Source organism: Flavobacterium sp. T12S277, from assembly GCF_048514875.1.
Lineage (GTDB): Bacteria > Bacteroidota > Bacteroidia > Flavobacteriales > Flavobacteriaceae > Flavobacterium.
In genome coordinates this window covers 148,877-162,058 of record NZ_JBLYEG010000010.1, presented here as the reverse complement: position 1 = coordinate 162,058, position 13,182 = coordinate 148,877, and the positions used below count along the sequence as shown (strand labels likewise).

General features: G+C 36.2%; 12 protein-coding genes. 3 read left to right on the top strand and 9 right to left on the bottom strand.

What is annotated here, in order from left to right; translation table 11 throughout:
- Position 1: 1 nt before the first annotated feature.
- Positions 2-844, bottom strand: a complete 843-nt coding sequence (locus tag ACN1CN_RS15310; protein WP_419136254.1) for a DUF6268 family outer membrane beta-barrel protein — start codon at positions 842-844, stop codon at positions 2-4.
- Positions 845-1,075: 231 nt separating this feature from the next.
- Between ACN1CN_RS15310 and ACN1CN_RS15305 the strand changes: the two genes are divergently transcribed.
- Together ACN1CN_RS15305 and ACN1CN_RS15300 are read left to right on the top strand one after the other, a co-directional pair.
- On the top strand, positions 1,076-2,404 hold the full coding sequence (locus ACN1CN_RS15305; protein WP_419136253.1) for a DUF4270 family protein: 1,329 nt from the start codon (positions 1,076-1,078) through the stop codon (positions 2,402-2,404).
- Positions 2,405-3,640: an aromatic hydrocarbon degradation protein gene (locus ACN1CN_RS15300; protein WP_419136252.1), complete on the top strand. Its 1,236-nt coding sequence runs from the start codon at positions 2,405-2,407 to the stop codon at positions 3,638-3,640.
- Between the two features lie 4 nt (positions 3,641-3,644).
- On the opposite strand, the gene murI is transcribed toward ACN1CN_RS15300, so the two are convergent.
- The 8 genes from murI to ACN1CN_RS15260 all read right to left on the bottom strand — a co-directional run bounded on the left by murI (position 3,645) and on the right by ACN1CN_RS15260 (position 12,218).
- Positions 3,645-4,421, bottom strand: coding sequence for a glutamate racemase (gene murI / locus ACN1CN_RS15295; RefSeq protein WP_419136251.1), 777 nt, complete (start codon positions 4,419-4,421; stop codon positions 3,645-3,647).
- Between the two features lie 272 nt (positions 4,422-4,693).
- The gene (locus tag ACN1CN_RS15290) at positions 4,694-5,197 is read right to left on the bottom strand and encodes an OmpH family outer membrane protein (protein ID WP_264522751.1); all 504 of its coding nucleotides are present in this window, start codon (positions 5,195-5,197) and stop codon (positions 4,694-4,696) included.
- A gap of 15 nt (positions 5,198-5,212) precedes the next feature.
- The gene (locus ACN1CN_RS15285; RefSeq protein ID WP_419136250.1) at positions 5,213-6,229 is read right to left on the bottom strand and encodes an OmpH family outer membrane protein; all 1,017 of its coding nucleotides are present in this window, start codon (positions 6,227-6,229) and stop codon (positions 5,213-5,215) included.
- Between the two features lie 42 nt (positions 6,230-6,271).
- On the bottom strand, positions 6,272-9,019 hold the full coding sequence (locus ACN1CN_RS15280) for a BamA/OMP85 family outer membrane protein (protein ID WP_419136249.1): 2,748 nt from the start codon (positions 9,017-9,019) through the stop codon (positions 6,272-6,274).
- Complete coding sequence (locus ACN1CN_RS15275) at positions 8,952-9,692, bottom strand: isoprenyl transferase (protein ID WP_264526376.1); 741 nt, start codon at positions 9,690-9,692, stop codon at positions 8,952-8,954. Before ACN1CN_RS15275 ends, ACN1CN_RS15280 begins: the two co-directional genes overlap by 68 nt.
- 4 nt (positions 9,693-9,696) lie before the next feature.
- A complete protein-coding gene (locus tag ACN1CN_RS15270) occupies positions 9,697-10,386 on the bottom strand; it encodes a DUF6089 family protein (protein WP_419136248.1) in 690 nt (229 codons plus the stop codon).
- Between the two features lie 173 nt (positions 10,387-10,559).
- The gene (locus tag ACN1CN_RS15265) at positions 10,560-11,447 is read right to left on the bottom strand and encodes an NAD kinase (protein ID WP_264522754.1); all 888 of its coding nucleotides are present in this window, start codon (positions 11,445-11,447) and stop codon (positions 10,560-10,562) included.
- Between the two features lie 111 nt (positions 11,448-11,558).
- A complete protein-coding gene (locus ACN1CN_RS15260; protein WP_264522755.1) occupies positions 11,559-12,218 on the bottom strand; it encodes a CBS domain-containing protein in 660 nt (219 codons plus the stop codon).
- 116 nt (positions 12,219-12,334) lie between these two features.
- Between ACN1CN_RS15260 and ACN1CN_RS15255 the strand changes: the two genes are divergently transcribed.
- Positions 12,335-13,048 (top strand): pyridoxine 5'-phosphate synthase, encoded by a 714-nt coding sequence (locus tag ACN1CN_RS15255; protein ID WP_291285921.1) that lies wholly within the window; start codon positions 12,335-12,337, stop codon positions 13,046-13,048.
- Positions 13,049-13,182: the final 134 nt, after the last annotated feature.

Sequence of the window (13,182 nt, the reverse complement as noted above, 5' to 3'; positions counted from 1 at the left end):
TTTAGTGTTTGTATTTGATGCCAATTCCTAAGACATAGCCATTGCCGGTATTAAAATCATAGACTTTATGATCGTCTTTGTCCGTCAGACTGTATTTTTTGTTAAAATCATATCCGGCTTTAAAATTCAAAAACCAGTTTTTGTCTACATTTCTTTCATATTCAAATGCTGTTGTCATTTGTGATAAAGTAGCCTTTTCAGCAGCGTTAATCGGTTGGTTTTCGGCATCTAAATGATAGAAATTACCATTGAAGCTGTTGGTCAGACTAAATTTGTTGCGGACATTATTAGAGTAGGTGATCTTTGAATCCGGAAAACCAATGAACAAGCTGCCCTCCGTGTTGAATTGATAATGCAAAGACAGTACAGGTAAGAACTTGGCATTGCCCAGTGCCGTCGATCTCGCAATTCCGATCTTAAGGCTTGTTCGCGAATTGAACTGCTGCTTCATTTCTAAACTTCCCAAAAGAGAAAGATCACTCAGCTCCGGACTACTCTGGAAATTTAGTGTTGGAACAATCGAAAAACTCATATGGGTTGTATTGGAAAGCGCATGCGTAATTTCAAATTTGTTTTGAATCTGGTTGAATTGTTCCTCATTTTCCTTTGTTTTGTAATGCCCTAATTCATAATTCACGCTCAGATTCGAATAGGCTAATGTGTTTGTTATTTCGTTTTTACGACCTGTTTTTTTGCTGTAGGATATGCCAATACTACTTTGAGTGAAATCAATTTGATCGGTTGGTTCCGTTTTTAAACTCAGGTTGACTTCAATATTTTCCTGAGCTTTCATCCCGAAAAACGAAATCAATAACATCGAACGAATGAGTACCCTTATTTTCATTGTTTATTTATTGGTTCAAAAGTAGGAGGCTACTGGTTTTAAAAAAAAGAAGATATATGTATGACTATTTTTGATAGACTAAACAGCCGTTTTTAAGGCTGAATGCGGTATTTGTTGGTGTTGATCTGTTGTAGATGATTTTTGGCTGTTTGTAGTGCAAAAAAGCAGGACTGTATATGTTATGATGCAGCGCGAAAGAGTGCCATTTATATTTGTTCAAAAAATTAGATTATGCACAAGTATATAGGGATGTTATTTTTAGCGATTAGCCTGTTTTCATGCGGAACCGATTCGGATGCCGGCGAATTTGTGGTGGGGTCCGATTATCTGGCCTTAGGCAATAAGGTTATTTTGATTGACACAATGAGTGTAGAGGTGTCAACCATAAACTTTGACTCTTTGGTAACGTCTAATCAAAAGCGGATTTTAATTGGAAATTATGAAGATCCTATTTACGGAAAGGTAAAATCGAACAGTTATTTTCAACTGGCTTCAGATTCTTATGCTTTAAAAAATGACGGATCGGATACGGAAACAACCAATTATGTTTTTGATTCTATTTCGATGATTCTCAAATACGACAAGTATTATTACGGAGATACCACCAGAGTACAGACTTTTGACATTCGTCGATTGACTCAGAAAGTCAAGCCCAATACAAACGATTATAATTTTTACAATAATTCGGTTTTAAGTTATGGTGATGAGAGTCTGGGAACTATTTCATACAAGCCCAGACCAGGTGAGAAAGACTCGATTAATGTAAAAATGAGCAGCACTTTTGGAGCCGCTCTTTTTCAGAAACTCAAGAAAAGAGAAATTACAGATTTTGATAGTTTTAGTGAATATCTGAAAGGGCTCGTTCTCGTTCCGTCTACTGCAAATTCGGGAAGCGTTATTGGTTTTCATGTCGCGACAAGTACAGTGCGGATGTATTATTCGAAATATCAGGCAAACACCGAAGAAGTGCCATACATCATAGATTTTAAAATTTCGGATGCTCAAAAACAGTTTAATGCGATCTCTTTGGATAAAACGGGAACCATAATCCAAAATTTGCCGGCTTCGAATAGTAAACTGCCGAGTTCGCTGACCAATCGACAGGGATTTATTCAGGCGGGTACCGGAGTGGCCTGTAGGATTGATTTTCCCAACATTAAGCAATTGAAGAATATCTCGGCCAATGGAGCAATTGTCGATGCGCAATTGTTTCTTAAACCGGTTAACAATACCTATTCAGAGAAATACCCGCTGGCCGATTCTTTGAAAATTTATGTAGGTGATAATTTAAACCGAATTAGTGCTTCATTGGTCAATTCAGCCAGAAAGGAAGTATTTGGTGTTTTGAACAAAAAGAGCGATGAATTTAATGAGAACGTTGGTTATTTGATCCCTATTGGTTATTTCCTGCAGAAAGAAATGCTGAAACCATCCAATACAAGATCTTCTCTTATTCTCACCTTGCCCGGGATTTCTAAGACAGTTGACCGGATTGTTTTGGGTGATCAGAAACATTTGAACAATAAACTCCTGCTTAAAATTTATTACATCTCTTATTAAATGAAAAGTAAAATTCTTTATTTAAGTGGGCTCATTTTGATGTCACTTACTTCGTTTGCTCAAAGTATTTCAAGTTCTCCTTATTCGTTGTATGGTTTGGGAAGCGTGTATGACTCCGATTTTGGAGACATTCCGTCTATTGGGTCGTCGGGAATTGCTTTGCCGTCTGCTACTTTTATTAATAATCTGAATCCGGCTTCCCTGGGGTATCTGCCACAGCATCATTTTATGTTTGATATTGGCGGAAAAGCCATTTCTACCACTTATCAAAGCAGTTCACGAAGCGAAAGCCGTAACAATTTTCAATTTTCACATCTGGCTTTTGCATTTCCCGTAACTAAAAACTCAGGATTTAGTATCGCGATACGCCCTTACTCGAGTTCGGCTTTTAAAATTTCGAATTTAAAACTGCCAATCGAAAACAGTCAGGATTTTTATTATTTAACGGCAGCAGGTTCGGGCGGATTAAACAATCTGGATTTGTCGTATGGTTACCGATTTGGTAAGAAGTTTTCAGTTGGAGCTTCGGCATCCGTGCTGTTTGGAAATACAACCGACAACAGGAGTTTTTTAATCATGAATTCGGTTACCAGCATTCAGAAAAAAACAAATTACAACGGTCTGCGTGCCACATTAGGGGCTCAATATCAAATTGATTCTACTTTTACGGTTGCGACAACTTTTAAAGTACCAAGTCAGATAAAGGCGTCCAAAGTACAAAGCGTTCAAACCATTGCCAATGATGTGGTAACAACAATAGAATCGGATGTGGCTTCAGATACCGATGATTATTATATGCCTTTAGAGATGGGTATCGGGATTAGTAAACGCTTCAAAAACAATTTAAACATGACATTGGATTACGAAAAAAGCCTGTGGGGGAATACCAATCAATCTGAATTGTACGGCAATTTTGTAAACCAGGATCGGTTTGCTTTGGGATTTACCTATAGTGGGAGAAAAAATGTGCGCAAATACTGGGATAGGGTACAGTATGCTGCGGGAGCCAATTTTGATACCGGTTATCTTGAAATCGATGGAAAAAGAATCAACAATGCCGCAATTTCCATAGGGCTTACTTTGCCTATCGAAAATACAAACTCGTCTTTAAATATTTCTTATTCGTACGGACAAAGAGGGAGAATTTCGGATAATCTAATCAAAGAAAACTACCATAAAATATCCCTTAATTTATCTTTGGACGGAATTTGGTTCGTCAAGCGAAAATTTGAATAAGACTTTAAAAATCCTTTTCGATCACAGGATATTTGTACTCCAAAATCGATTTTAAAACCTCAGGATTGGAGTTGACATAAAATACAGGCTCGCTTTCTGGGTTGGTGGTAAAACCAACGGTCTCGCGCAGGATGTTTTGCGTTTGTCTTGCAACGGCCTCTCCCGAATCAATGATGTGAATGTGCTCCGGAAGTATCTTTTTGATTTGCGGAATCAAATAGGGGTAATGACTGCACCCCAGCACAAGATAATCGATATTGGCATCGATCATAGGCTGTAAGTAGGATTCCAGTAATTGAGTCATTTCCGGAGAATAGAGCTTCCCGTCTTCAATGAGCTGAACGAGTCCGTAACCCACTTGTTCAATAATAGTCGTATGCTGAAACATTTCAGCAGTTTTATTAAACAATTCACTGTTTAAAGTTCCTTTGGTCGCCAGTATTCCGATAACCTGTGTTTTCGAATTGGTGGCAGCCGGTTTAATGGCCGGTTCAATTCCGATAAAAGGAATGTCGTAATCAGCGCGAAGCTCACGAATGGCATTGGTTGTTGCCGTATTGCAGGCTACGACGATTAGTTTGCAGTTTTGTTCCAGTAAAAAATCGACATTTTTTTTACTTAGAGCAACAATCTCTTCTTTTGTTCTTTGACCGTAAGGAGCATTTTTACTGTCGGCTAAATAAATGGTCTTCTCGTTTGGAAGTAGCTCATGAATGGCGTTCCAGATGGAAGTTCCTCCAATACCGGAATCAAAAACGCCTATAGGATTGTTGTTTGTCATAGTACAAATTTAATGTTTTTTGAAATATATGCATCTCTCAATTTAAAGGAAATCTTTGAATGTTTTTTTTTGCTCGCGAAGACGCTAAGTCGCCAAGTTTTTTTTGGTTACCGATATCTAACTCCTAAAAAAGTAGACAAAGCCGGTATCTCGGAGAGATTACATATCGGTAGAATATGAAAAGATGACAGGTTTTTTACGGTTGAATAGATCGTAATAAAAAACGGTCCGTACACAAGTACAGACCGTTTTTTATATAAAGAATTCGTTTATTAGAATCCTAAATCTTTTTTTACATCAGCAGTGATGTTTGGACCATCAGCTAATAATAAAGTAGAACCGTCTAATACATATTGGAAACCTTTAGCTTTTCCAACTTTTTGGATAGAAGCTCTTACTTTTTCCATTAATGGTTTTACGATGTCAGTTTCTTTTTGTTGTAATTCTTTTTGAGCGTTGTCTCTGTAGTCAACAATTCTTTTTTGCATGTCCTGAACTTCTTTCGAACGTTCTCCGTTTACAGCATCAGTTACAGTTGCAGCTTCAGCTTCGTATTTTTTGATTTTTACTTGATATTCGTCAACCATTTTTTTGTATTCAGCATCATATGTACCACTTAATTTTTGTAGTTGATTTTGAGCATCTAGCATTGCAGGCATTTTCGACATAATCTCGCTAACATCAACGTGAGCTACCTTAGCTTGCGCGTTCATCGTGTTACTTGCTCCTAAAACTAGTATTGCAGCAATTAGTAAAGTTTTGATTTGTTTCATCATTTTTAAAAATATTAATTAATTATTGGTCGTATTTGATTTTTGCATTTCGGCTTCTTTTGCTTTTTTAGCCGCTTCTCTTTCTTCTAAAATTTTCTTTCTTCTGTCTTCTAATTCTTTTTTGCGCTGTTCGTAAAGTTTTTGTCTTTCTTCAGCTTTATTTACTGCCGGTTGTGCCGGTGTTGTTCCTTCTGTTGGTGTAACAGTGGTAGCGGCAGGTTTAGCTGTTGTACCGTCTGTTTTCACTGGCTCTGTTTTCGCAGGTTCAGAAACCGTGCCATTTTTTTTGGCATCCCTTTCGGCTGCTAGTGCTTTTCTTCTGTCGTCGTATTCTTTTTTCTTAGCTTCCTGCTCCAGTCTTCTGTCTTCAAGCAATTTTAATCGGGCTGCTTTTTTGTCGTCCAATGTTTTTTGACGGTCAGCCATTTCCGGATTCTCATCAATTGCATTTTCCAGTTTTTCTTTAGCTTCCTGGTTTTTCAATTGTTTTTTAGACAGCTGCTCGCGTTTTTCAGTTCGGTTCAGAATACGAATAACCTGATCGCTGATGTCGTACTTTTTATTGCTAAAAAGCATGGTTAAATCAGAGGATTTGTCAAAGATAAAATCGTAATTTTTTGCTTCGGCAATATCTTGTACCGCTGTAAAAACCTGATCTTGTATAGGCTTTGCCAATCCTGCTTTCTGATGCATTAAATTACCGTCAGAACCAAATTGCTTCTGCTGATAATCCATCATTTCAGTTTCGAGAAATTTAATCTCGGTTTCTTTTTCCTCAATAAGCTCTTTCGTCAGTAAAGCTCTTTCGGCTTTAAGGCTTTCTTTAAGATTATTGATGTCTATTTTTTTGGTTTCTATTTCTTGTTTCCACTTTTGAGCTTTAAGCTCTAATTGTGCTTTTGCTTCTTTGTAATCAGAAACATTTTCCAAAATATACTCCATATCGATGTAGCCAATCCTTGTCGTTCTTGTTTGAGCCTGACTTGTATTTGCTACAATCAGGGCTAAAAATATAAATAAAAATTGTTTTCTCATAACATTACTTTATTTGAAAATTTTTAACCAACTATTGTTTTTTTAAAATTGTTGTCCGATAATAAAATGAATTTCTTTACCATGCGCCTTAGTTTCTCCCGGTTGAGGATCGAAACCGTAACCCCAGTCAATTCCTAATAATCCGAAGGCTGGCATGAATACACGTAAACCAACACCTGCTGAACGGTTTAGATCAAATGGATTGTAAGCTTTAAAAGTTGGGTATGATGAACCCGCTTCTAAAAACGCCAATGCATAAATCGATGCAGAAGCTTTTAACGTAATCGGATAACGCAATTCCATAGAGAACTTATTGTAGATTGTTGCTCCAATCTGATCTCCATTTGCATTTACCGGAGTCAAAGAGTTATTTTCATAACCTCTTAACTGTACTGTTTCTCTACCATCCATCGAGTAGTTCGCCATTCCGTCTCCTCCTAAATAGAAGCGCTCAAACGGTACAACACCTCTTTGTTGATTATAGGCTCCAAGGAATCCAAACTCTGTTAAAGTTCGCATTACTAATTTACCATAAAGTTTGGTATACCACTCACCTTTGAATTTAATTTTATAATATTCAAGCCAGTTGTATCTTTTTTGATCCACTTTACCCTGGTCTGTATCTGCACTTGCGTAATCAGAACCTACACTCACTACACCCGGTTGTCCGTTTATAGTTTCTGTTTTAGTGTAATCTCCAGTATTCATTGGTCTTCCATCTGCACCAGATGTTGGACTTCCTGTATATTGTGTTTTGTATTCTTTTTGATTTTTTAAATCACCATAATCAATTCCGTTAAATAAGGAATAAGGAGGTGTTACTTTTGCAGAAATACTAAAGTCTGAACCATAGGTCGGGAATATTGGGTTAAGCCCTTTATTACTTCTCGAAAGTCCAATAGTATACGCTAAGTTTCTTGACGCTCCGTTACCAAAGGTAAACAATCCTGTATTATAATTGTTCAAATCATAGTGCTGGTAACTTACAGATTGTGACAATACGAAGTAATCGTCCGGCACATTAAGTCTTTTTGCTAAACCAACTTGTAGCGTTAAGATGTTAAAACTTTTGCTTTTATCTACATTTCTGGTAGCAAAGTTGTTTAGGAATTGTTTACTGTATGAGATAGATGAACTAAATTGTACCGGTTTTTTCCCTCCAAACCATGGCTCTGAAAACGATACACTATAGGTTTGAAAGTAAGTACTTCCTTGTAAACGAAGGGCTACTTTTTGACCGTCTCCCATTGGTAATGGTTTGTACGATTCTTTGTTGAAAAGGTTTCTTGCTGAGAAGTTGTTAAACGATAATCCCAGTGTTCCAATGAAACCTCCACCACCGTAACCTCCCTGAAGTTCGACCTGGCTTGATCCTTTCTCTACAACATGGTACTCAATATCAACAGTCCCGGCTGCGGCATCTACGTTCTTGAATTTTGGATCAATTGCTTCAGGATCAAAGAATCCTAATTGTCCAATCTCACGAATGGTTCTTACCAATTGCTCTTTACTGTATTTTTCTCCCGGTTTTGTTCTTAACTCGCGATAGATAACGTGGTCATTTGTTTTATCGTTTCCTACAACCGATATTTTGTTGAAGTAGGCGATAGGACCTTCGGTAACTCTAATTTCAAAATCGATGGTATCGTTTACTGTTTTTACCTCTACAGCGTTGATGTTAGAGAACAGGTAACCGTTGTTTTGATATAAGTTTGTGATGTCTTCTGCATCAGGTTTTGTTTTGTCGGCGATACGTTTTTCCAATAAAACACCATTGTAGGTTTCTCCTTTTTTGATTCCTAAATAACGGTTTAATAATTGATCAGAGTAAACGGTATTTCCTAAGAATTTGATGTTTCCGAAGTAGTATTTGTTTCCTTCTTCAACTTTAATTTTGATGCCCAACATGTTCTTGTTCTTGTTGTAAGTAACAGAATCATAAATAATACGGGCGTCACGATATCCTTTTTCTTTATAAGCAGCAACGACTTTTTCTAAGTCGGTTTTGTATTTTTCAGGAATGAATTTGGAAGATTTTAAGATACGAAGTACATTTTTTTGCTTGGTATCTTTCATGGCAGAGCGCAATTGATTTCCGGTAAGTTGTTTGTTACCTATGAAATCGATATTGCTAATTTTGACTTTATCGCCTTTGTCTATCCGTACCAGCATGTTTACGCGATGACCGTTTAGGGTATCAGGAGTGTTGGTAATGGTGACTTTGGTGTTGTAGAAACCTTCTTTTTTATATTTATTTTCAATATAATTTTTGGTTGTCGTGATTAAGTTTTCGTTGACAATTTTGTTTTTGGTTAAATTGTTGTCCTTAATTAATCCTTCGATTTTATTTTTCTTAACCCCTACAAATTTAACTTCATTTAATTTAGGAAGCTCAACAATGTTCAGATCCAGATAGATACTGTCGTTGTCGATTTTGTTAACGTAAAAAGAGATTTCGTCAAAAAGTCCTAGTTTACCTAATTTTTTAATAGCGCCACTAATTTCTTCCCCCGGAACTGCTATTTCCTGTCCTTTTTGAAGGCCAGAGAAAGTAACAACGGTTTGTTCGTTAAAGCTTATTTTACCAACAACAGAAACTTTAGCAAGAATATATTTTTTCCCTTGATCAAAAGGAACTCTTTCTTGTGCTTTAATTTGTGAAAAACTACCCAAAATAAGTAGGGTAAAGACTATTTGTATTCTTTTTTGCAACACTAAAATATTATTTAATTTGTTCACTGGTTTTTCCAAATCTACGTTCTCTTTTTTGATAACTAATAATAGCCTCATATAAATCTTGGTCTTTAAAGTCTGGCCATAAGACATTAGTAAAATATAGTTCTGCATAGGCGATCTGCCATAGCAAAAAATTACTTATTCTATGCTCTCCACTTGTTCTTATTAATAAATCTACGTCAGGTAAATTTTGCGTGTAAAGATGCTCATTTATAATTGAATCGTCAATAGCGTCTATTGAAATTATATTATTTTTAACTTTATCACTGATGATTCTCACGGCATTTACCAATTCTTCTCTTGATCCGTAACTTAATGCAAGAGTTAAGGTTAGACGCGTGTTATTTTTTGTTTTGTCGATTACATCCAAAAGCTCTTTTTGAGCCGATTTTGGTAGTTTTTCAAGGTTGCCAATTGCATTAAGTTTGATGTTGTTTTCCTGTAAGGTAACAAGCTCTTTTTTTAATGAATTGATCAAAATTTTCATCAGTGCTTCGACTTCCAATTTTGGACGATTCCAGTTTTCTGTCGAAAAGGCGTATAGTGTCAGGTATTCAATACCAAGTTTGGCACAGGTTTTTATAGTGTTTTTTACAGATTTTGTTCCGTTTTCGTGACCAAATGCTCTTAAAAAACCTTGTTGTTTTGCCCAACGACCATTTCCGTCCATAATAATGGCCAAATGTTTGGGTAAGTTTGTTTGATCTATAGATTCTAGTAAATTCATTTTATTATTCTGCGCAATAGCAAGGTTTTTGTCCAAAGGTATAAGTTAAAGTAATACCAGAGAAGACATACCAATCATTATTATTTAAATTTCCAAACTGTAATATGTTCGTGTTTTTTGTATTTGGGTTGCTGGAGTCGATAGCATCTGTAAAAGTATATCGTGCTCCAACTTCAGCTCCAAGCACTAAATGTGGGGTAATGTTAGATTTTATACCTAATATAATAGGTATGGCAAATGAGTTTGAACTCACTGATTGTGTTACGCTTGGACTTGATGTAAAGCGATACAATTTGTCGTACATAAAAAAGTTTAGTCCTGAGAATATATAAGGAGTCACTTTTGGGTGGTAATCATGCAGATTAAAATCGAAAAAATTGAATTCCAAACCCGCAGAAAGTTCTTTTACATTATTTTTAAAGCTATAGCCTCTTCTGTTTCTTCCTGTTTCCTTTGAGTCTAAATCGTTTCCAACAATGGTTGATTGAGTGTAGGAGAAGCGATACGAATGACGTGGGCTCTTGTTCCATTTGTACAAAACGCCGAAAGCCAATTTTTCCGGAGAGATATAAGTAGTGTTGCCTACATCTCCTACAAAGTTGCTTCCACCCAGAAAAACACCAATCTCATTGATTTGAGCATTTAGTGTAATAAAGGGGAAAAAACATAACAATAAATTAAAAATTTTCTTCATTTAATTGGAAATTGCGTGCAAATATAATAATTATCGATACGAATCAACGTTTGTTTAGCTAAATGTGCTTTTTTTTCAATTTACAATATGATTTTAAGCCATTTAATGTCGATTCGCTATATGCAGAACGGGAAAATGTAGCATTATCGTATAGTGGTAATTCAGAAAAAAGCTTAATTTCTCTTGTCTTCTCCCCAAAGTAGCTTGTTTCTCAAGGTTTTTAAGAAAGTTTCGCCCGGTATTTCCACCATTTTTATTTTGAAATCCGTCTTTTTGATTTTTAAAACAGATTCGTTTTTTACAGAAGTGATTCTGGAATCTAAAGAGACTAAATACTGATCTTCTCTTCCGGTAACGCGAAGTTTGATCTCGGTATTGTCCGGGATGACTAAAGGTCTGGCGTTTAAATTGTGTGGTGCAATAGGAGTGATTACTAAACTTTCGACATTTGGGGTCAAAATTGGACCGCCACAGCTTAAAGAATAACCTGTTGAACCGGTAGGTGTTGAAATGATTAAACCATCTGCCCAATACGAATTTAGGTATTCGTTGTTTAAATACGTTTCAACCGTGATCATCGAGGTAGTGTCTTTTCGACTCACCGTAACTTCGTTCATCGCAAAGTTTAATTCGTCTTCGATAGCGTCGTTTTTCGGATCGCAGGTTAAACTCAGTAAAGTCCTTTCGGAGATGGTGTATTTTTTGTCAATGATATATTGTAGAAAATTATCAATACTTTCTTTTGGAACGCTTGCCAGAAATCCTAATCTTCCTGCGTTGATACCTAATATAGGAAGGCCCGAGTTGCGAACCAGGGTAGCAGCTCTCAAAATGGTACCGTCACCACCAATACTAATAAGCATTTCAAAACTATCATCTAACGAAGTAGTGGCCGAAAAGGTGTTGTATTCCTTTTTAACGATCTTTTTTTCGTAGAGCATTTTCAGGAAGTTCTCTTCAATTACCATTTCGACATTATTGGAATTGAAAAAAATAAAAATGTCTTTAATAATAGGCTCCGTACTGTTTTGGTAATACTGCCCGTAAATGGCTACTTTCATTCTTTGTAATTAGATAATGAGGTAATTAGAAATTAGATAATTAGTTAATGTGTTAATTAGATGATTTGTCAATAGGAAATTGTTTAATTATCTAATTTACTCATTGGCACATTATATATTAAGGTATTTGTCCAGGTAATCTGAACGCTCTTTTAAACTGTTGATATAGGCGTCTTCCTGATGTTCTGAGATGATTTCGTAATTGTAGCGTCTAAACGTCTGAATGATTTCATTCATAGGTCCAACACCAATTTTTATGGTGATTTGAACATTGTCTAAATCAGCTTCAGAGATAAAACAGCCAAGGATCTTACCGTTGTTGCTTTCTATAATTTGAGTCACTTGGCCCATAGAGTAATCCAAAAGTCCTTTTTGAACAATAATAATACCGCCTTGTTCTTTTATGAATGGGGTTTCCTGAAAAAATTTCATGATGTCCTCCATTTCATAATAACCAACATAGGCATTATTTTCGTCAAGAATCGGAATGGTATTGGTATGATTTTTAGCAAATACTTCTAAAACATCGAGCCACAGCATCGATTTTCGGGCATAAAAACGTTCTAAAGTATATTTGTAATCAATTGCTTTTTTGTCGGTGTCAAAAGTTTCGACATCATCAGCGGCAATACTTCCAATAAAAATGCCGTTTTCCAGAACCGGAAAATGCGAAAAATTCAAATCAGCAAAAAAGTCCTGAACCGATGCTATCGTTTCCTGACTATCAATTGCCCTGAAATCATTGGTGATATAGTTTGTAATTTCTGTCATAAATCTATTGAAGATATTTCATGCAAAATAATCAAAAAATAGCAAAAAACGCTACGTTTTACTTTGTATTTTTGTCGTAACAAATATAGTGTTACTAGAATTAATTATCTATTTATATGACAAAGTTAAGTGTAAATATCAATAAAATTGCAACGCTGCGAAATGCACGTGGCGGAAATGTTCCTGATTTATTAAAAGTTGCGGCCGATATTCAGAATTTTGGTGCGCAGGGAATCACGATTCATCCGCGTCCGGATGAGCGTCATATTCGTTATCAGGATGCACGCGATTTAAAAGCAATTGTACATACCGAATATAATATTGAAGGAAATCCACAGCATAATTTTATCGATCTGGTTTTAGAATGCAAACCAACACAGGTGACTTTGGTTCCTGATGCTATTGGGGCGATTACCTCGTCTGCGGGTTGGGATACTGTCGCCAATCAATCGTACTTAACCGAAGTTATTCAGGAATTTCAGCGCAACGGAATCAGAACTTCGATTTTTGTTGATCCGGTGCTGGAGGTTATTGAAGGAGCAAAAAAAACCGGAACAGATCGTATCGAATTGTACACCGAAGCTTTTGCACATCAATACGGCTTAGGAAATAAAAACGGAATCGATCCTTATGTGGAAGCTGCAAAACTGGCCAATGAATTAGGTTTGGGAATCAATGCAGGTCACGATCTTAGCCTGGATAATATTCAGTTTTTCAAACAAAATATTCCAGGATTGCTAGAAGTCTCTATTGGTCATGCTTTAATTTCAGAAGCGCTTTATCTTGGTTTGGATAATGTAGTAAATATGTATCTGAATAAGTTGAAGTAAGTTTTCTGTTTTAGATGATTTTGGAACGCATTGCGTACCGAATTGAGCAGAACGCCAATTCATTGAGGAAATAAAATAGCATATACGCTCAGAAAACATTGGGTAATTGTTTACTTTCGCACTTTTCTTATTAA